Here is a 23,676-nt window from a genome sequence, read left to right as displayed (position 1 = left end):
CTAATGGATGAAGAATGCCTTGAAGGAACAGAAAATAAGGGAATAGCCATAGGAAAGCCACTTGAGTTTTCAAGGGAAGATTTCTTTGAAAAACTTGATAATATTATAAACCAAGACAACATAGATGATATAAATATATTTGAAACTATAAACACTTTGATAAGCACTTTTATAGGGAAAAAAATATAAGGAGAATAAGATGAATATACCGTTTTCGCCACCAGACATAACAGAAGAAGAAATTAATGAAGTAGTAGATGCCTTAAAATCAGGTTGGATAACAACTGGTCCTAAGACAAAAAAATTAGAAAAAGAAGTTCTTAAATTTACTGGAACAAATAGGGCTGTTTGCCTTAATTCTCAAACTGCAGCTGCTGAACTTACATTAAGAGTTTTGGGAATAGGTGTTGGAGATGAGGTAATAACATCTGCCTATACTTATACAGCTACTGCATCAGTAGTAAATCATGTTGGAGCAAAGCTTATACTAATAGATACACAAGAAAATTCACTAGAAATGGACTATGTTAAGTTAGCAGAAGCAATAAACGAAAAAACAAAAGTCATAATTCCAGTAGATCTTGCAGGTATACCTTGTGATTACGAAAGAATATTTGATATAGTAAATTCTAAGAGAGATCTCTTTAAAGCAAATAATAAAATACAAGAAAATTTCAATAGAATAATTGTAATGGCTGACACTGCCCATGCTTTTGGAGCAGAAATTAATGGGAAAAAAGTTGGTTCAATTGCAGACTTTTCAAACTTCTCATTCCATGCAGTAAAAAATTTCACAACAGCAGAAGGTGGACTTGCTACTTGGAAAGATAGGGATGGACTTGATAATGAAGAACTTTATAAAAAATATCAACTTTTATCATTGCATGGTCAATCAAAGGATGCTCTAAGTAAAACAAAATTAGGCTCATGGGAATATGACGTAATAGGGCCTTGGTTTAAATGTAATATGACTGATGTTTTAGCATCTATTGGTCTAGCTCAAATCAAAAGATATGAAAAACTCTTAAAAAGAAGAGAAGATATAATTAAAAAATATGATCAAGCATTTAGACCACTAGGAATTAAAACTCTTGATCATTTTGCAAACGGTTATAAATCATCAGGACACCTATATCTAACTAGAATACCAAATATAAATGGTGATGAAAGAAATAAAATTATAGAAGAAATGGCTAAAAGAGGTATAGCTTGTAATGTTCATTATAAGCCATTACCACTTTTAACTGCATATAAAAATTTAGGATTTGATATAAAAGATTATCCAAATGCTTATAATCACTTTGTAAATGAAGTTACTCTTCCACTTCATACAAAGTTAAGTGATAAAGAAGTGGATTATGTGATAGAAAATTACATAGATATATTGAAAATGCTTAAGAAAGCTTAAGAATATATTATGAAAAAAATAATGATCTTAGGTGCAAGTATTTTACAAATACCCGCCATAAAAAAAGCAAAAGAAATGGGACTATATGTAATATCTGTCGATATGAATCCCAATGCAGAAGGCTTTAAATATGCAGATAAAAAAATAGTTATAAGTACTACTGAAACAAAATTAGTCTTAAGAGAAGCTAAAATTAATAAAATAGATGGAATTATGACTATAGCCAGTGATAAACCAATGACCACTGTAGCTAAAGTATGTGAAGAACTAGATTTAGATGGTATAGATTTAAAAACAGCTATAAAAGCAACAAATAAATCAAGCATGAGAAAAGCTTTGAGCAAGCATAATGTTCCTATACCAATGTTTTTTTCAGTAGATAATTACGAAGATTACTTAGAAGCTATTAAAAAAATAAAAGTTAAGGGCTATAAGTGTATAATAAAACCTGCTGATAATTCTGGAAGTAGAGGAATTAAACTGATTGAAGATTTTGATAGAAACAATCTTAAAATGAGTTTTAATTATTGTAGAGATAACTCTAATTCAGGATTAATAATGGTAGAAGAATATATGGAAGGTCCAGAGGTAAGTGTTGAATCAATTTCGTACAAGGGAAAATGTACTATAATTCAAATTACTGATAAAATAACAACAGGAACTCCATATTTTGTCGAGATGGGACATACTCAACCATCATCGCTTGATAAGAATATAATAGATAAAATATGTGAGATAACAACAGAAGCTACGAAAGCTATAGGTATTAACAATGGACCTTCTCATACAGAAATAAAAGTAACTAAAGATGGCCCTAAAATTGTTGAAATTGGCGCTAGGCTAGGTGGAGATAATATAACTACTCATTTGGTGCCATATTCTACAGGAGTAGACATGGTCGAACTATGCATTAAGTTAGCCTTAGCTGAACCAATAGAGATAAAGAAAAAAGTTAATTTATATTCAGCTATAAGATATAAAAGATGTGACTTAGGAACTATCAGTAATATTACAGGTTTACAAGAAGCTAAAGAAGTTCCTTTTATAAAAGATATTGAAATCACTCATAAGATAGGTGAGGAATCTAGAGAAATAAGAAGTAGTAATGATAGAGTATGTTTTGCAATATCACAAGCTCCAAGTCTAGATGAAGCTATAATTTCTTGTGAAACAGCTTTAAATAAGATAAATATTGCGGTGGAAAATAAAAAAAATCATGATATATAAAAAGATAATTAAGAGAATATTAGATATAATTTTGGCTTTGATCGCTTTACCAATAGTATTAATATGTTGCTTTATATTTGGAATATTAATATATCTAGAAGATAAGGGAGATATTTTTTATATAGCTAAAAGACGTGGTATTAATGGTTCTATATTTGGAATGTATAAGCTTAGATCAATGAAAATGAATGCACCAGATATTAGAAATAAAGATAATTCCACATTTAACAGCATTAATGATACAAGAGTAACTAAAATTGGAAGAATACTTAGAAAGACATCGATTGATGAGCTTCCACAAGTTTTTAACATTTTAAAAGGTGATATGAGTTGGATAGGACCTAGACCAAATAATCCAAGTAAAATATATGATCAAATGAATAGTGATGAAAAATTAAGACTAAGTGTAAGGCCAGGAATAACCGGATATAGTCAAGCATATTATAGAAATTCTATCTCACAAGATGAGAAATTAATAAAAGATGTATATTATGCAAATAATTTGAGCTTTTTATTGGATATCAAGATAGTAATACAAACTATAAAAACTGTTTTATTACAAAAAAATATAAACACTAATTAAGATTATAAAGGATTAACTGATGAATTATTTAAAAGGAAAAAAAATTTTATTTTTAGGTGCATCAACTTATTTTTATGAAGCTGCAAAATATGCAAAGGTTAATGGAGCAAAAGTAATAGCTATTGATAGAAGACCAAGGAAAGAATGTGTTGTAAAGCAAATAGCCGATGAAGAATATTCTATGGATACTACAGATGTTGATGCTATAGTAAAACTGATTAGAGATAGAAAAATAGATGGAATTTATCCTGGAGCAAGTGAAGTGAACATACCTATTCAAATAGAGGTTGCTTTAAAAACTGGTCTTAATACTTACTGTACAAAGGCCCAATGGGAGATGTCTACTAACAAAGATATATTTAAAGATACTTGCATTAAATATGATCTACAAGTAACTCCAGTATATAAAATAAACAATCCTAACGATGCAAAAGAAATTTCAAAACTACAATTCCCAATTGTTACAAAACCTGTTGATAATAATGGGTCAACAGGAATTACTATATGTGAGAAATTCGAAGAATTTTCTTATGCTTATAATAAAGCTAAAAAATCTTCGAAAAGGGGAAAAGTCCTAGTTGAGAAAAAAATGAACTATAAAGATAGTCTTATAGCTCATTATACAGCTCAAAATGGCGAGATTATATTCTGTGGTTTAACAGATAAAGAATCTAAGAAAATAGATGAAGATAGTGCTCCAGTAATGTCTATCCAATTTATGCCTTCTAAGTTAACAAATGATTTTAAAAAATCTGTTAATAACAAAATTATAAATATGCTAAAAGGTGAAGGCTTAAAATATGGACCAATTTGGATAGAAATTTTTTATGATGGGAATAACTTTATATTAAATGAAATTGGATATAGATATGGCGGCTCTTTAACATATTATCCAGTTGATTATTTTTTTGGTATTAATCAGATGCATATATTAATGACCTATTTAGCCACTGGTAAAGATTTATATGATAATTTTAATACTACCAAAGAATTGGAAGAAAAGAAAAATCATAAATATTGTATTTTACCTTTACAAGTAAATTCAGGAATAATAAAAGATATAATTGGATTAAATGAAATATTGAGTAAAAAATTTGTGTATGGTTTTATTCAATCACATATTATAGATGATATAATAGAGGAAACTGGAACAACAAGCCAAGTATTTGGTTATATACACTTAGTGGCTGAAGATAAACAGGAGTTATTAAAATATATTGATATTGTTAACACTTCATTAAAAATAATAGATGAAAAAGGAAACAATATGTTAGATATATTATATTGTAGAAATTAAAAGAAAGGCATTAATGTGGTAAAAGTAAAAATCATTTCAGATGATGAAGTAAAAACTATAATGAATGGAAAATGGTTGGATGGATTAGAAATTATAAAAAAATCTTTTGAATATAGACAAAATGATAAGATTATTTTACCTGAAAAGTCATCTCAAATTTTTGATGAAGATACACAAAATAGAATAAATTGTATGCCTTCTACATTATTAGAAGAGAATGTATGTGGAGTAAAATGGGTTTCAGTGTTTCCTACTAATTCGAAGATTAATTTGCAAACAGTAAATGGAATAACTGTTATTTCAGAAATAGAGACAGGAAATCCATACGCAATCATATCAAGTTCATGGCTAACTAAATATAGAACTGCAGGAGTGGCGGCTCTTGCATCTAAGTATCTAGCCAAAAAAAACAATAGGATAATTGGATTTATAGGCGCAGGACAAGAAGCAAGAATGCACTTTGAATTATTTAAATTAACGCATCCTACAATAAAAGTTTGTAAAGTATCATCGAAAACTCATAAATCTTGTTTAAATTTCATTAACGAATTTAAAGATAAATATAAAGATGTAGAATTTGTAACATGTGATGATAATTTTGAAAAAGCTATAAGAGGTAGCGATATTATAATTACAGCTATATCAGGTCAACAAGACGTGTTAAAAGCAAAATGGATTGATAAGGCTAATTTCTATGTTCATGTTGGTGGATATGAAGATGAGTTTGATGTAGCACTAAAATCAGATAAGATAATTTGTGATGAATGGAATGCTGTTAAACATAGAGGCTCTCAAACGATAAGTAAAATGTATAAAGCTGGAATCTTGAAAGATGAAAATATATATGCAGATCTATCAGAAATTATATCAGGTAAAAAATTAGGTAGGACTGATAAGGATAGATTTATATATTTCAATTCTGTAGGAATGGCCTACGAAGATATAATGCTAGCAAAATACATATATGATATATCTGAAAATTTGGGAAAATATGTAGAAATTTAATGGAGTTATATTTTGGAAAATAATGAAAAAATACGATTGACTGGTTATATTGATAATTCAGGAAAAATAGCATACATAAAAAATCACATTAATAAATACAATCTTCTAAAAAATATGTTTGTTGGAGAAACTAACAAGATTACTAGTGTAAAAATATTTTTTGATTTTTGGATATCTGTTCTAGTATTCGGTTCTGGTATAAATGATTACTTTCAATATAACTTTTTTAAAAGATCTTATAAAGATAGAGAAAAATTTATTGTAGGTAGGAAGTGGTTGAAAATTATAAATAAATGTAATGGATCTACTAAAATAGACTTATTTGATGACAAACTAAAATTTAACTATAAATTTAAGGATTACCTTAGAAGAGATTGGTTAGATGTAGATAAATCTAACTTTGACGACTTTAATAATTTTGTAAAAAAACACAAGACATTTTTTTTAAAAAAAAATGTAGGTAGTGGTGGAAATGGTATAAGTAAATACTATTCAAAAGATATAGAAGATAGTAGTGGATTTTATGATAATCTTAAAGGTGAAAATTATATCTTAGAGGAATCCATTATACAGCTTAAGAGCTTAAAAGAATTTAATCCGTCATCTGTTAATACAATAAGAGTAGTAACTATAAGAAATAATGAAAAAATTTATATTATGGATTGCGTCTTAAGGATGGGGAATGGCGATAGGTCTACTGATAATTTTCATCAACATGGTTTAGCAATGAAAGTTGATCCAAAAACAGGAGAAGTAGTGACAGAAGCTATAGATAAAAGCAATAATAGGTATGTAGAACATCCTAAAAGTCATAAAAAATTATTAGGATATAAAATTCCTTATTGGTCAAATGTAATAGATACTGTAAATAAGGCAGCATTAGAGATAGAAAATGTAAGATATGTTGGGTGGGATGTTGCTATTTTAGAAAATGGACAAGCATCAATAATTGAAGGTAATTGCTCAGCAGATCCAGACATTACGCAGATGCCAGACCAAATAGGTAAATGGGATAAATATAAAGAAGTAATAGATAAACTATGATAATGAATTAATAGGAGCAAATATGAGAATAAGCTTTACTGGAGATATAATGTGTGAGTTACCAACATTAAGGAAATCTAAAGTGAAAAATAGTTATAATTTCCAAGGAATGCTATCAAAATCTAATATATTTGGTAAAACTGATTATTTGGTAGGAAATCTAGAAACGGTATTTGCTGGCAAAAATGCTAAATATTCCAATGATATTTATTCTTATAATACACCAGATTCATTTATAAATGAAGTTTCTAAAGCAGGATTTGATTTAGTGACAACTGCTAATAATCATTGTTTAGACAGAGGAAAAGAAGGACTTATTAGAACTATTAAAGTATTAAAAGATAATAATATAAATTATATTGGTACAAATATTAATGATACTGACGATAGATATAGAATAATTGATTTTGATGGATTAAAAATAGGATTTATGTCTTATACATATGGTTCTAATTATAGTATTAATAAAAATAAATTGGATTTAAATGATCAATTTATGGTTAATTACTTTGAAAAACAAGACTGGGTAGATAATAGTAGGAAGGATTTATACTCAAAGTTTAAAGATAATATTATATCTGCAGAAAATAGGGTTAAAATATTGAAGCTCTTAAATAGAAAATATAATAAACCCAGAGTAGATAACACTGAAATAAAAGACTTAGATGAAAATTTAATAATTGATATTATGAAATTAAAAAAATCAAGCGATATAATAGTATTTTTAATGCATTCAGGTGGACAATTTAATGTAGAGCCTGGTATATATACTACTAAACTAGTTAATAATTTAAGGAATAATGGAATAAAAATAATAATAGGGACGCATCCACATATAGTCCAAAAATATGTAAAGATAAATGATTTTTTTGTTGCTTATAGCTTAGGTAATTATTTTATTTCACCAGACACAATATACTTAATTAATGATAATTTACCATTGTATTCTATTGTCTTACATATGGATATTGTTTCATTAAACAAATATAATTGGTGTTTTTCTATAGCAAAAATAATAAATGATAATGAAAAAGAAAAGGTAGTTGATACCTATGATTTATATAATTCAGATAGTTCTAGTAAAATTCAGATATTAAATGATTGTAGAACAATATACCAAACATTTACTGGCAAGATTACTAATGACTTTAAGATGCATAAAGAATATGAAATATAAGTGGAGAATAAATGATTAAATTAAGTGTGATAGTTGCTATATATAATGTTGAAAAATATCTTGAAAAATGTATAGAATCTCTCTTAAATCAAAATTGTAGTGAGTATGAGCTGATATTAGTGGATGATGGTAGCAAAGATAATTCATCTAAAATTTGTAACCATTATTTGAATAAAGAAAATATTAAGGTAATACATCAAGAAAATTTAGGAGTATCAGTAGCTCGTAATACAGGTATAAAGAACTCATCAGGGGAATGGATAACTTTTGTAGATGGGGATGATTTTGTAGAAAATAATTTTATATCAGAAATAATGAGAATAATAAAAAACATAGATACAGAAATGATTATGTTTAATTATAATGCTTTTTTTGATGAAAAAAAAATAATTGCATGTAGAAGTGTACCTTTTACAAATAATCAATTCATAAATAAAAGTAAAGAACTAATACAAAAGAGGATGATTTCACAATACTATAATGGAGGAGATAAGAATACTATTGTATCTTCTGGAACTACCTGGTGCAAAGTAATTAAAAGGGATATACTACAAAATAACAACATAAGATTTAAGCCAGGTTTAATAAAAGCACAAGATACTGTATTTTGGTTACAAGCCTCTGAAAATGTTTCCTCGATTTACTATTTAGATAAATGTATATATAACTATAGATTATCTAATAATTCTATTAGTTCAGGAAAAAGATATATAAAAGATAGTGTTCAGAAATTTAATGATTTATTATTTGAATATAAACGCCATATCATAGAAAATAAAAAAAATGATGATTACAATAAAGCTTTTAATTTAAGATGTATTCAAGTATTAATGTGGAATGTAGATCATAATTTTTTTAATAAAAAAAATAAAAATAGTTTAAAAATCAAACTAAATCAATTTAAAGAAGTATTAAAACAAGATAATTATAAAATAGCTATAAATAATGTTGAGGGAGAATATCTACCTCTTCGACTAAAGTTATTGTTGCGTTATATAAGAAGTGAGAATTTAATAATGTATTATATGTTGTACAATATTCATAATTTTTTATCTAATATCAAAAATGGTAGAAAATAAATAAATTTGAGAATATTAGTAGACTGATTATTAAAGTAGTAGAGGATGTATATGAGATTAATTATAAATAAAAAGAAATTATTTTATTGTGTTTTATATTTTTTTATGTTTATATTCTATTTGTTACCACCAACAGTTATAGATTTAAATAGTAGTTACATTATTTCAGCATTTAAAATTATTTCATATGCATTAATAATAGGTAATGCTGTATTTAATCCTATAGTTAAAAGTAAAAGTCTAAATATTATTATTGCTTATAATGCTATATTAATATTATCTACGTTTATTAATGGTGGTGATATTATAGAAGCAACAAAACATGCAATTGTAATAATACTAGTTTGTTATAGTATAAGTATTATATTACTAGATAAAAATAAAAAAATAGCTTTTATAAGAATAGTTAGAGATGTTTCTTTAGTTTTTTTTATAATAAATATTTTTTTATTGATAAAATATCCTTATGGTATACCAAGTATAACTTACGATTCAAATTTTCCAAATTTCTTATATGGTAATGTAAATTCTACAATTAAATATATAATACCAGGTATGTGTTGTTCTTCAATTTTAGATTTAAAATACAATAATAAAAAAATATCAATTCATACATTTATATTCCTATTTGGAATTTTTTATCAGGCATTTAATATATATTTTACTCTCACTGCATTGATATCAAGTACATTTATTATAATATGGACTATATTAGTACTTTACAAAAAAGAAATAAGCATAAAGTCAATGTATACTCTGATATTAATATTTATTTTACTAGTGGAAGCAATGATTATACTAAATGCGGATATTTTTGGACATATAGCAGCTATTTTTGGAAAAAACTCAAACTTAAGTGGAAGAACACAATTGTGGTTAAATACAATTAATAATGTCTTCAAAAAGATAATATTTGGATATGGTGCACTAGAAGATAGTGAATTAGTTAAAATTACAGGAAATTTTTATGGAGCACATAATTATTTTCTAGACATACTTTTACAAAGAGGTATTATTGGTTTAATTTTATTATTAAAGCTGATATTATATCCAATTAAAATCTATAAATATAAAGGTACAGTAGCTATAGATGTTTTAATGGGTTATTGTCTATCTTGTATTCTTATTTTTTTATCTGAGCCTATATACTTAAAAGAATATTTAATTATTCCTATAATTTACTCATTAAATTATCTTTTGGAGCTTAATAATAAAAATATAAAAAGGACTAAATATGAGGGGTAAGAAAGCAACATTAAACATAATAACTAACTTGGTTTTACAATTATTTATATTCGCATATGGATTTATACTACCCAAAATAATCATAGGAAAATATGGATCAAGTATAAATGGTTTGATTTCATCAATAACTCAGTTTTTAGCATATATTAGTTTATTGGAGTCGGGAGTTGGTCCTGTTGTAAAATCGACTTTATATAAACCAATTTCTAAAAAGGATAAAAGTGAAATAATTGATATACTATACGCTACTGGAAAATTTTTCAGACTAATAGCATTGATATTTATAGTGTATATATTGATTTTGGCAATTGTGTATCCAAAAATTATCAATACATCTTATGACACTTTGTCAATATCATTATTAATAATAATAATTTCAATTAGTATATTTTCAGAATATTTTTTTGGAATGATTTATACTATATTTTTACAAGCTAATCAAGAAACTTATGTTATTTCAATGATACAAATTGGAACTTATTTTTTAGCTATATTAATAACATTAGTAATTGCTAGATTTAATGTAAGTGTCCATATGCTTAAACTTATAATTAGTTTTATATTTGTTATAAGGCCTATTGCACAAAGTTATTATGTTAAAAGAAAATATAAAATCAAATTTAAAAATGCTAATAAAAATTATATATTAAAAAATAAATGGGATGGATTAGCACAACATATAGCATATGTTATACACACTAATACTGATATTACAGTTTTAACAATATTTAGTACCTTATCAGAAGTATCTGTATATTCCGTATATATGTTAATAGTTAAAGGAATTAAAGCTTTAATTTCATCTTTTTCATCAGGGTTAGATGCGGCATTTGGAGATATGCTTTCTAGAAATGAGATTGAAAATTTAAGAAACAAATTTGATTTGTATGAAATTGTATATTTCATGATATGTACTATTTTGTTTTCTTGTTCGATAGTATTAATAATACCGTTTATAAAGATATATACTTTAAATATAAATGATGCTAATTATATAAGACCTGTTTTTGGGATATTGATTGTTTTAAGTGAGTGTATATGGGCTATTAGATTGCCATATTTAACATTAGTTTATGCAGCTGGACACTTTAAGCAAACTAGAATAGGGGCATGGGTAGAATGTTTAACTAATATTATATTTTCAATATTTTTGGTAAGAAGATTAGGAATATCTGGAGTTGCTATTGGAACAATTATAGCAATGTTAATTAGAACGTTAGAATTTATTTACTATTCATCCTATAATATTTTGAAAGTAAGTGTGATTAATAGTATAAAGAAAATACTATTAGTATTAATAATAATTTTTTTGGTTAGATTAAGTGGAGATTATTTAGTGATTATGCCTTATAATACATATATTAATTGGATTATAAATGCTATAATTATTTTTGCATTTACTACAATTTTAACAGTTTTGATTTATTCGGTTATATATAGAAAAAAAATGCTCGTAATTGTAACTTCAATACGAAATATTATTACTAATATTTTTAAATTTAATAATAAATAAAAAAGGAGATTCAATGTTTATTTTTAAAATAAAATACTATTTAAAAAGATTAGGGATAATAGGTGCAATTAGACAACAATTATTTAAAAGGGGTATAGGTGAATTTGATTCATATGAGTATATATATAATAGATATTACTCTAAGTTAAATAGTGATGATTATAAAGGCGAATTGAGAGATTGGTATAAATATATTACTGAAACAAATAAGGATCCATTAGTAAATCCAACAACATTTAATGAAAAAATTCAGTGGCTTAAATTAAACAATAATACAGAGTTAAAAACAAAGTGTGCAGATAAACTTAGTGTTAGGGATTATATAGGAAAAAAAATAGGTAGTGATTACTTAGTTCCGTTATATGGAGTTTGGGATAAATTTGAAGATATTAATTTTTCAAATTTACCTAATAAAATGATTTTCAAATCAACAACTGGTTCTGGAAGATATAAAATAATTAAAAATAAAAATGAAATAAATTATAATGAATTAAAAAAATCGATGGATAAATGGCAAAATTTAATATATGGATATGCAGGTATGGAGATACAATATCTAGATATTGATAGAAAAATAATTTGTGAAAAATTACTAAATATGAATGGCCCTAGTGTAATAGATTATAAAATCCACTCTTTTAATGGTAGACCTTTAATAATAGAATACATTTCTGATAGAAAAGGAAAATTCTGCTCAGAATCATGGTTTGATATTAATTGGAATGTATTAAAAATAACAATGGATTCGGAAAAATATAAAAATCATAAAATTATTCCTAAACCACCAAAAAAATTAAACGAAATGCTGAATATAGCATCTAAATTATCACAAGATTTTATATATGTTAGAGTGGATTTATATGAAATTGATGAAAAAATATATTTTGGCGAGTTAACATTTACTCCTGCAAATGGTGTAGATAATTGGAATGAAAAAGAATCACAGAAGTATGTTGGTGATTTAATAAGGTTGCCAAATGAAACTAATCTAAGTAATAATCAAATAGAAAATATTATTAAAAAGTTACAATATAAATAGGACATTTATAGAAAATATCTTTTGTATTAACTAAAATTTTAATTAAATCTAAGTCTTAATTCAAATTAAAGATATCTTTTATTAATAAATAACTATATAATAACACTAGAAAATGAAATGAGCGATAAATTCTTGTATAAGGAGGATAACAATAATGAATACAGAAGAAATTGATTTATTAGAACTAGCAAAAAAGCTTAAAAAATATATTTTTGCTATTGTAGCATTTGCTATATTAGTAGCTACACTTGTTTATGCTGGTTCAAAGTTCGTACTTACACCAAAGTACACTTCAAACACAACAATGATAGTAGGAAACACTAATAAAAACAACCAAGAAAATCCTCAACAAAACAATGTAGATTATAGTCAGATTCAAGCAAATAGAGCTTTGGTTTCCACTTATTCTGAGATTGTAAAGTCTAGAGGAGTTGCAGAAAATGTTATTAAGAACTTAAATCTTGATATGGATTATCCTGATTTTGCTAAGAAGGTGTCTATTGAGCCAGTTAATGATACCCAAATTATATCAGTAAAGGTTATTGATACTATTCCTGAAAGGGCTGCAGATATTGCCAATGAGACATCTAAAATTTTTAAAGAGTCCATAACTGAGATTATGAAGGTTGATAATGTTCAAATCCTTGACAAGGCTACCTTACCTAAGGAACCATCATCACCCAACATTATGAGAAATACTGCCATAGGACTTGTTTTAGGTTTTCTTATAGGTCTTACAATAGCAATTTTTAAAGAATTATCAGATACAAGTATCAAAACTACAGATGATATTAGAGAAAAGTTTGATATACCAGTTTTGGGTATGATACCTGATAAGAGTAAGGAAAAATAGGAGTTTTATATGAGTGATAAGAATAATTACTACACTTCCTCAGTCTACAATGAGGCTATTCGTTCTGTTAGAACTAATATACAATTTTCAGATATAGATAATAAAAATAGGATTTTTGCTATAACTTCTTCCAAGCCTAGTGAGGGTAAGACTACTGTAATTTATGATTTAGCCAAGTCCTTTGCCCAAAATGGGGACAAGGTTGCCCTTCTTGATTTTGACCTTAGAGCTCCTAAGGTTGGTAAGGTTTCTGGTATAGAGACCAACATGGGTGTAACTAATGTTATAACAGGAAAAGTCAGTTTAGATAAGGCGCTTATTAAGGATCAATATGAAGATAATTTATTTGTTTTATTGTCTGGTCCTGTTCCACCAAATCCTACAGAAATTTTAGCATCAGATCATGTTAAAGAGCTTGTTAGATTATTAAATGGGCAATTTGATTATGTTTTTATAGATACACCACCTGTCGGACTTTTTACTGATGCATCTATTGTATCTACCTTGTGTGATGGGGTAATCTTTGCTATTAAGTCTAATGATACTAAAATTGATGAAGTTAATCATGCCTTGGATAATCTTAAAAAAGTAAACGCTAAAATAATTGGGGCGGTTTTGACTTTTGCTGATGTAAAGGAATCATCTTATAAGGGATATTATTAAAATGATTGATATACACAACCATATAGTCTATGGTGTTGACGATGGGTCAAAAAGTCTTGATGAAAGCCTTAAGATGGTCGATATTTTTATGGAAAATGGCTTTACCGATATTATTGCCACAAGCCACTACGATCCAGGAAGGTACATGGTAAAGGCAAGTGAAATAAATGATAAGGTTAAAGTTTTAAATGAAGAGGTAAAAAAAAGAGGTCTTGATTTTAAAATTTATAAGGGACATGAAATTCAAATTCAGCCAGATTCTTTAAAAAAGATAAAAGAAGGTAAGCTTTTAAAGTTAAATGATTCTAGATATATTCTTTTAGAGCTTTCGTTTTTAAATAAGCCTACTTTTTTAAAAGATTTAATCTACAATATAGAGCTTGAGGGTCTTATTCCAATTATAGCTCATGCAGAAAGGTATCCTTATGTAGAAAAAAACATAGACTATCTTTTAGAATTTATAAAGATGGGTGCCTTGATTCAGGCTAATTATTCTTCTATAAGGTCACATAGGGATACTTTGACAGAGTTGTTGATGAGAAATATGGTTCATATTTTGGCTACAGACAGCCACCAAGCAGTGTGGAGGTCTCCAAATATTGGTGATTATAAAAAAGAAATAGCCGATATAATAGGTGATGAAAAGTTAGAGGTTTTATCAACTATGAATCCTAAGAAGGTTTTAGAAGATGAATTTCTTTCAAGCTCTTATGACTATATTATAAAGGCGGAAGACAAGCCAAAAAAGAGATCTATTTTTAGTTTTTGGAGAAAGAAATGAATTTAAAAAAAGTAATCCTATCTCTTTTTCTAATTATAATTCTTGCTTCTTGTAGTAAAAAGGAAGAGTCTTATGAAAAAAGAGATGTAAAAATCGATTCGGTTTTTGATAATGTTAATTTAAGTAAAGAAGATAAAAAAGATAATGAAGCTAAAGAAGATGTAAAAGAAAATTCTAATAAAGTAGCAGAAAATCAGGATAAGGCTGATGAAAGCACTGTGGCTAGGACTAATGCAGAGGTAAACTTAAGAGAGTCTCCTACAACAAAAGAGGATAATTTTATAACTTCTTTACCAAATAATGCAGAAGTAAATATTCTAGAAGAAGTTCAAGCCAATGGTGAAGCTTGGCTTAAGATTTCCTATAAGGGTAGGGAAGGCTTTGTAAAAAGTGATTTTGTAAATAGATAGTTTTTGCCCTGGTAAAATATGAATATATTGTAGCTTAATTTTATAAATTTATCTATATATTATAGCTTATATATATTCTGATTTATACCAAGATATTGTTTTTTTATAAAATTTAATATATGTTTTTTATGAGAGGGATTGTTTTAGATTTTCATAGCTAAAGAGAATATCGACTATCAAATCATCTTCTACATAGTCCTTATTTTGACAATTTCTCTTATATAGGAATTTTCTATAAAACTATATCTAACTTAGACTTGATACTTTATGCACTATTATTAGCTTATTCAGCTATCAATCAGTTAAAGATTTGGATTTTTTTAAATATCTAAAGATATCTGTTATTAAACTCAGTGCTCTTATTAGAAATCATTTTTGCTTACTTTTTTAAAATATTGTCTTGTAATTAATAGTAATATCTATAAGTAAATAAAAAACCCGGTTTAATACGGGTTTTTTATGTGGTCTTATTTGCCTAATTCTGATATTTCATATACGCCTATGTCTTTTTGGTCAAAGTCTTTTGCCTCTACTCTTAACCTTGCTTTTATTGTATCAAGACTTGTTATAGTTTCTATACCATGTTCTATGGCAGCTCTTCTTATTTTGAAACCATCTCTTTGGCTATCTCCACCCTTGGTCGGGGTATTTATTATTATATCAAGTTTTCCTTCTTTGATAAGGTCTAGTATATCTTTTTTATCTTGGTCTATTTTTGCTACAGTTTTAGTTTCTATACCATTTTTATTTAAGAATTTAGCAGTATTTTCTGTAGATATAAATGAATAACCCAATTCTTTCATTATTTTTGCGATTTCAAGAAATTCTTCTTTGTCAGAGTTTTTGATTGAAGCTAGAACTTTTTTATGATTCTTGCTTATAGGTTCACCACTTGCTTCATAACCCTTAAAAAGGGCTTCATCTATGTCTTTTCCTATACCTAGAACTTCCCCTGTTGATTTCATTTCAGGTCCTAGAGAAATTTCTACACGATTGAGCTTGTCTAGGGAAAATACTGGGACCTTTACACAGGTCATCTTGCTTTCTTTGTAGATTCCTGTACCATATCCTAGGTCTTTTAGTTTATCACCAAGCATTATTCTTGTTGCTATATCAACTATTGGTACTGTAGATACCTTTGATATGTAGGGAACAGTTCTAGATGCTCGTGGATTTACTTCAATAATATAAAGATCGTCTTTGTATTCTATAAATTGTATATTTATCATTCCCTTAACATTAAGCTCTCTGGCAATTTTTTTAGTATAGTCGTAGATTTTTTCTTTTATTTTATCAGAGATATTGATTGATGGATAGATTGAGGTTGAGTCTCCAGAATGTACCCCCGCCCTTTCTAAGTGCTCCATTATTCCTGGAATAAGAAAATCTTCACCATCTGATATAGCATCTACTTCTATTTCACGACCTATGAGGTATTTGTCTATAAGTACTGTATTTTCCTTATCTCTCTTGAATGCTTCTTTTAGGTATTGTTCTAGTCTATTTTTTTCATAGCTTATTTCCATTCCTTGTCCACCAAGAACATATGATGGTCTTATTAGGACTGGATAGCCTAGTCTTTCTGCAACATTAAGACCTTCTTCAACGCTTGTAACTCCTGCTCCCTTTGGCCTATTGATATCAAGTTTTTCAAGAAGTTTTTCAAATTTTTTCCTATCTTCTGCCCTGTCTATAATATCAAAGCCTGTCCCTATAATGTTGATGTGATGTCTGTCTAAGTTTTTAGCAAGTTTTATGGCAGTTTGTCCACCAAAGGCGAGGATAACTCCTTCTGGATTTTCTTTTTTTATGATACTAATAACATCTTCATCTGCAAGCGGCTCAAAGTAAAGTTTGTCTGATGTATCAAAGTCTGTAGATACTGTCTCTGGATTATTGTTAATAGTTATTGTTTCAATTCCCATTTTGATTAAAGTTTTTATAGCATGAACTGAACAATAGTCAAACTCTATACCTTGTCCAATCCTTATAGGACCTGATCCTATTACTATTACTTTTCTCTTATCAGATATTTCAGACTCATCTTTACCTACATATGATGAGTATATGTATTGGCCATTTTTCCTAAAGGCTGATACATCAAGTTTCCTGTATTTTGGATAGATTTTATTTTCTTTTTTTATTTTTGCTATATCGTGACTGTGGCAGCCTATAAGCCTTGCTATTGTTTTATCAGAAAAACCATCTTCCTTTAATTTTCTTAAATATTTACTATCAAGGTCTTCTAGGCATAGTTTTCTAAGTTTTTCTTCATCATCGATGATTTCTTTTATAAGTTTAAGAAAGTAGTTTTCAATTCTTGTTATATCATGTACTTCTTCTATACTGTGACCACGTCGGATAAACTCTGCAAGGTCAAAGAGTCTTTCATCATCAGGATTTTGCATCCTTGATATAAGCTCTTGATCTGATTTTTCTTTTGAAAACTCCGATTCAAGAGAGGTTTTTCCTATTTCAAGACTTCTAATTCCCTTAAGAAGGGCTTCCTTGAAGTTGTGTCCAATTGCCATAACTTCACCAGTTGCCATCATCTTTGTACCGAGTTTTCTCTTTGCATTTTTGAACTTATCAAATGGCCATTTTGGAATTTTAACTACTACATAGTCACATTTTGGTTCATAATTTCCAAGTGGCTTTCCAGTAGTTTCATTTAAGATATCAGAAAAGTTAAGACCAAGGGCAATCTTTGTAGCAACCCTTGCTATAGGATATCCTACAGCCTTACTGGCAAGGGCAGATGAGCGAGAAACTCTTGGATTTATTTCGATTACTGCATATTCATCATTTTCCTTGTTGTAGGCAAGTTGTACATTGCATGCACCTTTTACACAAATTGCCTCTACTATATCTAAAGATGCCCTTTTAAGTTTATCTACGATTTCTCTTTTAAGACTTTGACAAGGAGCAACTACTATAGAATCTCCTGTATGTACTCCAACAGGATCAACATTTTCCATATCACAAACTACAATTTTTTGACCTATATTGTCTCTTAAAACTTCAAACTCTATCTCAAGCCAACCTTTAATGGATTTTTCTATTAAGCATTCTGTAATAGGGGAAAGGGAAAGGCCAAGGGATAGGACTTCCCTTAATTCTTCTTCGTTATTTGCAAATCCACCACCAGTTCCACCTAGGGTATAGGCTGGTCTTATAACTACAGGATAGCCGATTTTTTTGGCTAATTTTACACCTTCATCAAGCTTATGACAAATCTCAGATGCGATAAGAGGTTGACCAATTTCTGACATAGTTTGTCTGAATAGGTCCCTATCTTCCCCTTTTTCTATAGCTTTAATATCAGTTCCAATAACCTTAATCCCATACTTGTCAAGGATTCCATTTTCATTAAGCTTAAGTGTCATATTGAGAGAAGTTTGTCCTCCCATTGTGGCTATAATTGAATCAGGTCTTTCAATTTCTATAATCTTTTCTACACTTCTAAGGGTGATAGGTTCTATATAGGTTTTGTCAGCAACATTTGGGTCAGTCATTATAGTAGCAGGATTTGAGTTTATGAGAACAGTTTCAACTCCACATGCTTTCAAAGTCTCACAGGCTTGGGTTCCTGAGTAATCAAACTCGGCTGCTTGTCCTATGATAATTGGACCTGAACCTATAACTAGGGTCTTTTTTACTGAAATTTCTTTGGACATATTAACTCCTTCTTATTTTCGAGAAATACAATTTTTCCTTAAAATTGGGCAAAAAAATTTTGCGATTAACTAGAAGTAAGTAAAAAAATTTACATACTATTAAAAATAGGCAAAAAAAATTTGTAAGAAAGCCTAGCAAATATGGGCAAAACTTTCCTTTTCAAACTTTTAATTTATTTTCTTAATAATTAAAACACTTTTTAAAAGATAAATCAAGAAAAAATTTAAATTTATTTAGAAATACAATATTTCGAATATGATATGTAAAATATCACTTTAATCTAATATCTTTAACAAGTTTATCAAAAATAAACAAATAAAACTTTGTTTATATTTTAATAAAGCTTTAATTGAGAGAGGTAAAAACTTTAAAATTGTATACCCTTAGATTTTGTATAATTTAGTAAAGATATTTTTAGAATTAAAACCTGCAAAATATTTTCAATATAATAATCTGAAAATTTATTATTGGCTTATATATTTTTAATATTTATTATCTATTTTATATAATTTAATTATCTTAAAAAATATATCATATAGCTAAGAAAAGTTAACTTTTAACAATGTTATCAAATTAACATTAAAATAATGTAAGATAAAAATAATGTTGACAAAAATATACAAAGATATATAATAACTGTAGTGATAAAATATTAACAAATAAAATACATATGGAGGAGTATATGACTTATAGTACATTTCAAGTACCTAGAACTATTGTTCATGGAGTAGGTTGTCTAAAATACCTCAAAAACTTAGAAGGAAAGAAGGCAGTTCTTGTTACAGGTGGATCTTCAATGAAAAGATTCGGATTTTTAGATAAGGCAAAGGCTTATCTTGAAGAAGGTGGATTTGAAGTTTTAATTATTGATGGAGTGGAACCAGATCCATCAGTTAAAACTTGTCTTGAAGGTGGAAAGAAGATGGAAGAGTTTGGCCCTGATTGGATAATTCCTATAGGTGGGGGCTCTGCTATGGATGCTGCTAAAGCTATGTGGATTTTCTATGAACATCCTGGATATAGTTTCGAAAAGCTTGCAAACTTTGACAACCCACCACTTAGAACTAAGGCAAGAATGGCTTGCATCCCATCAACATCAGGGACAGCTTCAGAGATTACAGCTTTTTCAGTTATTACTGATACAGAAAATGAAATCAAATACCCATTAGTACATCCAGACTTTGTACCAGATGTAGCAATTTGTGATCCAATTATAGCAAGTAAAATGCCTCCAAAGATTACAGCTCAAACAGGTATGGATGTTATGACTCATGCAGTTGAGGCTTTCGTATCTACAAGTGCAGATGACTATTCATCACCACTAGCTATAAGGGCAATTGAACTTGTTTTTGAAAATCTTAAAAAAGCTTATGACAATGGAGAAGATCTTGATGCAAGGGAGAAGATGCATGATGCATCAACTATAGCTGGTATGGCATTTTCTAATGCATCCCTTGGTATAGTTCACTCTATGGCTCATAAAATTGGTGGAATCTTCCACTTAACACATGGTGAAGCTAATGCAATAATGCTTCCATACATCATTGATTACAATAGAAAATCTACAGATAGATATGATGTGATTGAGAAAATTCTTGGTATAGATGATCTTGCAGAAGAAATTAGAAAATTAAACAAGGCTGTTGGAATCTCAGCAAATATAAAAGATGGCAAAAATACTATAATAAAGGAAAATGAATTTTTAGAAGTACTTGATAAAATGAGTGAAAATGCCTTTAAAGATGCATGTACCCTAACAAATCCTAGAGAAACTTCAGCAGAAGATATTAAGAAGATTTACGAAGCTTCATACTACGGAAAAGAAATAGACTTCTAAATCCAAAAAATACTTAATATACTAATATAAAACCTAATAAAATCGATATAAAAACCGGGCGCCACCCGGTTTTTTGTGTAAGGAGTCAATACAAAAATTATTGTTATATTAAATTTTATTGTTTTTTTGAAAATTAAGCGAGAAATTTACGTTTATAATATAAAAACTAAAGAATAAACTAAAGATATCTAGAATTTTTAATTTATATGGGTATATTTATTCTATAAATTAAAAAAACATAGAAAATTAAATAAAGTATATATTATGGATTATATTTATAAAATATACTATCAAGATAGAAATAAATATAAAGATGTATATAAAAATAGGGTAAGTAACGAATTAGCTTTTCTTACTGATCTTTCTATACTTCATAAAAATCATGCCAAATCAAATGTATATTTTTTGCCTAATATTAACACATGGAATAATCTAGAAAAGATTAGAGAAAATGATAATATTCTTATAAATATTAAAATGAATTCCCAAGTCATGTACATGAGTCACTTATTATAGATGCTATATCTAGTGAACTTCAAAGACTTCTTCTTATTGGATTCATACCAAACTCTATATATTTATATAACCTTGAAATTACAAGAAATGAAATTATTGATATTTTGAAAAAAGAAAGATACCCAGTAAGTAGAATAAAAAAAGGTCTTGATAAATTAGTAAATTCAGGATATATAAGCGTGGTGAGAAAAAGGCTGTTATCATATATATAATTATGATTAGATTAGCAAAAGGGATAGCATTATACCTTTTGCTATTTTATTTTAAAATGTTTAGACTAGTTGATAAATTAAGAATAAGCGTGTATAATACAAAATAAGTAAATAGGACTTACAGGGTTTCCAGTAGAAGAAAGTAAAAATCTTCGAATTACAAAATTCTTTGTCCAAGGTTGACTTTCTACCTAGTGAAAGTGACGAGTATAAAAAGAAGTGGTACCGCATATACATGCCTTCTTAGTACTCTTTTTTTGTGCTCAAATTTAAGAAAAGGAGAATAAAATGAAATTTCAATACCCAAAAGAATATGACTCAGTATTTGATGAGTTAAAAGATCGTGGATATTTTGAAGCAGCCACAGATGAAGAAGAATTAGCCAAAAAATTAAAAGATGAGAAGCTAACATTTTATTGTGGTTTCGATGCTACAGCTGATTCTCTAACTGTTGGCCACCTTATTCAAATTATGGTAATGATGAGAATGCAAAACTACGGTCACAGACCAATCGCCCTACTAGGTGGAGGTACTACAATGATAGGAGATCCATCAGGAAGGTCAGATATGAGAATGGTTATGACTAAAGAAAGAATAGATCACAATGCCCAATGTTTCTATAACCAATTCCAAAGATTTCTAGAATTTGAAGATGAAGGAGAAGATACAGGCGAGAAAGCTATAATGGTAAACAATGGAGATTGGTTACTCAAGCTTCCATTTGTAGAATTTTTAAGAGATGTAGGAAGTAATTTCCTTGTAAATGAAATGCTTAAAAAAGATGCCTACAAGAATAGGATGGATAAGGGACTTACCTTCTTTGAATTTTCATACATGCTACTTCAATCATATGACTTCTTAGAACTTTATAGGAGACATAATTGTACTCTTCAAATTGGTGGTTCTGACCAATGGTCAAACATCATAGGTGGATATGATTTAATAAGAAAAAAAGAAGATAAGAAGGTATATGGTATGACCTTCAAACTTCTTACAACTGCTGATGGAGTTAAGATGGGTAAAAGCCAAAAGGGAGCTGTATGGCTTGATGAAGAAAAAACATCAGCATATGAACTTTTCCAATACATGAGAAATGTAGATGATAGGGATGTTGAGAAATTTTTACTAATGCTAACTTTCCTTCCAACAGATGAATGTAGAAGACTTGGAAATGGCAAAGATGCCAAAGAAATAAACCATGCAAAAGAAGTTTTGGCTTATGAAGTTACAAAGCTAATCCATGGAGAAGATAAGGCAAAAGAAGCCTTAGAAGCATCAAAAGCCTTGTTTAGTGGAGCTGGAGATGAATCAGCAATGCCTACAACAGAAATTAAAAAAGATGAACTTCCAATGGGAATCTTAACCCTCCTTACAAAATTATCTCTTACAAAGTCAAATTCTCAAGCAAGAGATACCGTAAAGGGTGGTGGAGTTTCAATAAATGATGAAAAAATTACAGATCCTAGATTTGAAATAAATGAAGACTTATTTAAAGATGGAAAAATAATAGTAAAAAAAGGTAAAAAGAGCTTTCATAAGCTGACAATAAAATAAAGAAAAAGACTTCCAAGTCAAAACTTGGAAGTTTTTTTCTTTTCTATTCTAATTTCTATATTAAAATTAAAAAGTGAATTTTTTTATCTTGTCATATAATGTTATAAAAGGGAGGATTTTTATGAATAAAGAAATGTTTTTAATAATGAAAAATGCCCCTGACTTTATAGAAGCTTTAGATCAAAGTGTTGGATCTACTCCAAAGGCTTTAAAGTCTTATGGAATAGAAGAAGATAAGGGTTACTATATGCAAATATTTGACTCAGCCTATATAGAAAAATCCGAAAACTTCCCTGGAAAGGCTGAAGAGCTAGATGAGCTTAAAAATATATGCCAGATGAAGATGTAGAAGAAAGAACCAGTGTAGTTCCAGAACTTATAAACACCTGTATGCCAGATAGCTTAGAAGAGCTTGCCTAAAAATTTGAGATAGAAGATGTAGATAGTTTTATAGAGCAAGTTAAAAGATACAATGAATTTTGTGACAAGGGAAAAGATTTAGAATTTGGAGTAGATATAAAATATTTAACAAAAATTGATACCTATCCTTATATT

At 28.1% G+C, this 23,676-nt stretch carries 21 protein-coding genes; 20 read left to right on the top strand and 1 reads right to left on the bottom strand.

Features of this window, described 5'->3' with window-relative positions:
* The 16 genes from SOR60_RS07160 to SOR60_RS07085 all read left to right on the top strand — a co-directional run.
* Positions 1-189, top strand: a 189-nt coding sequence (locus SOR60_RS07160) for a hypothetical protein (protein ID WP_320595595.1), incomplete at its 5' end; no start/stop codon positions are given.
* A 10-nt stretch (positions 190-199) separates the two neighbouring features.
* Complete coding sequence (locus SOR60_RS07155) at positions 200-1,408, top strand: DegT/DnrJ/EryC1/StrS family aminotransferase (protein ID WP_320595594.1); 1,209 nt, start codon at positions 200-202, stop codon at positions 1,406-1,408.
* A gap of 9 nt (positions 1,409-1,417) precedes the next feature.
* Complete coding sequence (locus tag SOR60_RS07150) at positions 1,418-2,635, top strand: ATP-grasp domain-containing protein (protein ID WP_320595593.1); 1,218 nt, start codon at positions 1,418-1,420, stop codon at positions 2,633-2,635.
* Positions 2,625-3,218, top strand: a complete 594-nt coding sequence (locus SOR60_RS07145; protein WP_320595592.1) for a sugar transferase — start codon at positions 2,625-2,627, stop codon at positions 3,216-3,218. The genes SOR60_RS07150 and SOR60_RS07145 overlap by 11 nt, the downstream gene beginning before the upstream one ends.
* 19 nt (positions 3,219-3,237) lie before the next feature.
* Entirely contained in the window at positions 3,238-4,515 is a 1,278-nt protein-coding gene (locus SOR60_RS07140; RefSeq protein ID WP_320595591.1) for an ATP-grasp domain-containing protein, read from the top strand.
* A 15-nt stretch (positions 4,516-4,530) separates the two neighbouring features.
* Positions 4,531-5,520, top strand: a complete 990-nt coding sequence (locus tag SOR60_RS07135) for an ornithine cyclodeaminase family protein (RefSeq protein WP_320595590.1) — start codon at positions 4,531-4,533, stop codon at positions 5,518-5,520.
* Between the two features lie 12 nt (positions 5,521-5,532).
* A complete protein-coding gene (locus SOR60_RS07130; protein WP_320595589.1) occupies positions 5,533-6,564 on the top strand; it encodes a sugar-transfer associated ATP-grasp domain-containing protein in 1,032 nt (343 codons plus the stop codon).
* A 22-nt stretch (positions 6,565-6,586) separates the two neighbouring features.
* The gene (locus SOR60_RS07125) at positions 6,587-7,741 is read left to right on the top strand and encodes a CapA family protein (protein WP_320595588.1); all 1,155 of its coding nucleotides are present in this window, start codon (positions 6,587-6,589) and stop codon (positions 7,739-7,741) included.
* A gap of 11 nt (positions 7,742-7,752) precedes the next feature.
* Positions 7,753-8,820, top strand: a complete 1,068-nt coding sequence (locus SOR60_RS07120; RefSeq protein ID WP_320595587.1) for a glycosyltransferase — start codon at positions 7,753-7,755, stop codon at positions 8,818-8,820.
* A gap of 51 nt (positions 8,821-8,871) precedes the next feature.
* A complete protein-coding gene (locus SOR60_RS07115; RefSeq protein WP_320595586.1) occupies positions 8,872-10,065 on the top strand; it encodes an O-antigen ligase family protein in 1,194 nt (397 codons plus the stop codon).
* Positions 10,055-11,578, top strand: coding sequence for a lipopolysaccharide biosynthesis protein (locus SOR60_RS07110; RefSeq protein WP_320595585.1), 1,524 nt, complete (start codon positions 10,055-10,057; stop codon positions 11,576-11,578). Before SOR60_RS07115 ends, SOR60_RS07110 begins: the two co-directional genes overlap by 11 nt.
* A gap of 13 nt (positions 11,579-11,591) precedes the next feature.
* Complete coding sequence (locus SOR60_RS07105) at positions 11,592-12,617, top strand: ATP-grasp fold amidoligase family protein (protein ID WP_320595584.1); 1,026 nt, start codon at positions 11,592-11,594, stop codon at positions 12,615-12,617.
* 154 nt (positions 12,618-12,771) lie between these two features.
* Complete coding sequence (locus tag SOR60_RS07100) at positions 12,772-13,470, top strand: YveK family protein (RefSeq protein ID WP_320595583.1); 699 nt, start codon at positions 12,772-12,774, stop codon at positions 13,468-13,470.
* A gap of 9 nt (positions 13,471-13,479) precedes the next feature.
* Positions 13,480-14,133: a CpsD/CapB family tyrosine-protein kinase gene (locus SOR60_RS07095; protein ID WP_154540070.1), complete on the top strand. Its 654-nt coding sequence runs from the start codon at positions 13,480-13,482 to the stop codon at positions 14,131-14,133.
* 1 nt (position 14,134) lies between these two features.
* A complete protein-coding gene (locus SOR60_RS07090; protein ID WP_320595582.1) occupies positions 14,135-14,914 on the top strand; it encodes a tyrosine-protein phosphatase in 780 nt (259 codons plus the stop codon).
* Positions 14,911-15,324: an SH3 domain-containing protein gene (locus SOR60_RS07085; protein WP_320595581.1), complete on the top strand. Its 414-nt coding sequence runs from the start codon at positions 14,911-14,913 to the stop codon at positions 15,322-15,324. The genes SOR60_RS07090 and SOR60_RS07085 overlap by 4 nt, the downstream gene beginning before the upstream one ends.
* A gap of 467 nt (positions 15,325-15,791) precedes the next feature.
* On the opposite strand, the gene carB is transcribed toward SOR60_RS07085, so the two are convergent.
* Entirely contained in the window at positions 15,792-19,001 is a 3,210-nt protein-coding gene (gene carB / locus SOR60_RS07080; protein WP_320595580.1) for a carbamoyl-phosphate synthase large subunit, read from the bottom strand.
* 683 nt (positions 19,002-19,684) lie between these two features.
* On the opposite strand from carB, the gene SOR60_RS07075 reads away from it, so the two are divergent.
* The 4 genes from SOR60_RS07075 to SOR60_RS10590 all read left to right on the top strand — a co-directional run bounded on the left by SOR60_RS07075 (position 19,685) and on the right by SOR60_RS10590 (position 23,470).
* Positions 19,685-20,839: an iron-containing alcohol dehydrogenase gene (locus SOR60_RS07075; RefSeq protein ID WP_320595579.1), complete on the top strand. Its 1,155-nt coding sequence runs from the start codon at positions 19,685-19,687 to the stop codon at positions 20,837-20,839.
* Between the two features lie 264 nt (positions 20,840-21,103).
* Positions 21,104-21,355 carry a hypothetical protein gene (locus SOR60_RS07070; protein WP_320595578.1) on the top strand — a complete coding sequence of 84 codons (252 nt, stop codon included), beginning with the start codon at positions 21,104-21,106 and terminating at the stop codon, positions 21,353-21,355.
* Between the two features lie 500 nt (positions 21,356-21,855).
* Positions 21,856-23,121, top strand: coding sequence for a tyrosine--tRNA ligase (gene tyrS / locus SOR60_RS07065; RefSeq protein WP_154540080.1), 1,266 nt, complete (start codon positions 21,856-21,858; stop codon positions 23,119-23,121).
* 121 nt (positions 23,122-23,242) lie between these two features.
* Positions 23,243-23,470: a hypothetical protein gene (locus tag SOR60_RS10590; RefSeq protein ID WP_320595577.1), complete on the top strand. Its 228-nt coding sequence runs from the start codon at positions 23,243-23,245 to the stop codon at positions 23,468-23,470.
* Positions 23,471-23,676: the final 206 nt, after the last annotated feature.

Origin of the sequence: Anaerococcus porci, assembly GCF_034090325.1 — a bacterium.
In the GTDB taxonomy this organism is placed as follows: Bacteria; Bacillota; Clostridia; order Tissierellales; family Peptoniphilaceae; genus Anaerococcus; species Anaerococcus porci.
Note: the sequence above shows the minus strand (reverse complement) of the source record. Positions and strands in the feature narration are given on the sequence as shown.

Excerpts from the sequence above, each read along its gene's own strand:
- SOR60_RS07070 (WP_320595578.1), top strand. The coding sequence starts at position 21,104 with ATGGATTATATTTATAAAATATACTATCAAGATAGAAATAAATATAAA.
- SOR60_RS07120 (WP_320595587.1), top strand. The coding sequence starts at position 7,753 with ATGATTAAATTAAGTGTGATAGTTGCTATATATAATGTTGAAAAATAT.
- SOR60_RS07150 (WP_320595593.1), top strand. The coding sequence starts at position 1,418 with ATGAAAAAAATAATGATCTTAGGTGCAAGTATTTTACAAATACCCGCC.
- SOR60_RS10590 (WP_320595577.1), top strand. The coding sequence starts at position 23,243 with ATGAATAAAGAAATGTTTTTAATAATGAAAAATGCCCCTGACTTTATA.
- SOR60_RS07125 (WP_320595588.1), top strand. The coding sequence starts at position 6,587 with ATGAGAATAAGCTTTACTGGAGATATAATGTGTGAGTTACCAACATTA.
- SOR60_RS07105 (WP_320595584.1), top strand. The coding sequence starts at position 11,592 with ATGTTTATTTTTAAAATAAAATACTATTTAAAAAGATTAGGGATAATA.
- carB (WP_320595580.1), bottom strand. The coding sequence starts at position 19,001 with ATGTCCAAAGAAATTTCAGTAAAAAAGACCCTAGTTATAGGTTCAGGT.
- SOR60_RS07085 (WP_320595581.1), top strand. The coding sequence starts at position 14,911 with ATGAATTTAAAAAAAGTAATCCTATCTCTTTTTCTAATTATAATTCTT.
- tyrS (WP_154540080.1), top strand. The coding sequence starts at position 21,856 with ATGAAATTTCAATACCCAAAAGAATATGACTCAGTATTTGATGAGTTA.
- SOR60_RS07095 (WP_154540070.1), top strand. The coding sequence starts at position 13,480 with ATGAGTGATAAGAATAATTACTACACTTCCTCAGTCTACAATGAGGCT.
- SOR60_RS07090 (WP_320595582.1), top strand. The coding sequence starts at position 14,135 with ATGATTGATATACACAACCATATAGTCTATGGTGTTGACGATGGGTCA.
- SOR60_RS07075 (WP_320595579.1), top strand. The coding sequence starts at position 19,685 with ATGACTTATAGTACATTTCAAGTACCTAGAACTATTGTTCATGGAGTA.
- SOR60_RS07155 (WP_320595594.1), top strand. The coding sequence starts at position 200 with ATGAATATACCGTTTTCGCCACCAGACATAACAGAAGAAGAAATTAAT.
- SOR60_RS07100 (WP_320595583.1), top strand. The coding sequence starts at position 12,772 with ATGAATACAGAAGAAATTGATTTATTAGAACTAGCAAAAAAGCTTAAA.
- SOR60_RS07145 (WP_320595592.1), top strand. The coding sequence starts at position 2,625 with ATGATATATAAAAAGATAATTAAGAGAATATTAGATATAATTTTGGCT.
- SOR60_RS07110 (WP_320595585.1), top strand. The coding sequence starts at position 10,055 with ATGAGGGGTAAGAAAGCAACATTAAACATAATAACTAACTTGGTTTTA.
- SOR60_RS07115 (WP_320595586.1), top strand. The coding sequence starts at position 8,872 with ATGAGATTAATTATAAATAAAAAGAAATTATTTTATTGTGTTTTATAT.
- SOR60_RS07140 (WP_320595591.1), top strand. The coding sequence starts at position 3,238 with ATGAATTATTTAAAAGGAAAAAAAATTTTATTTTTAGGTGCATCAACT.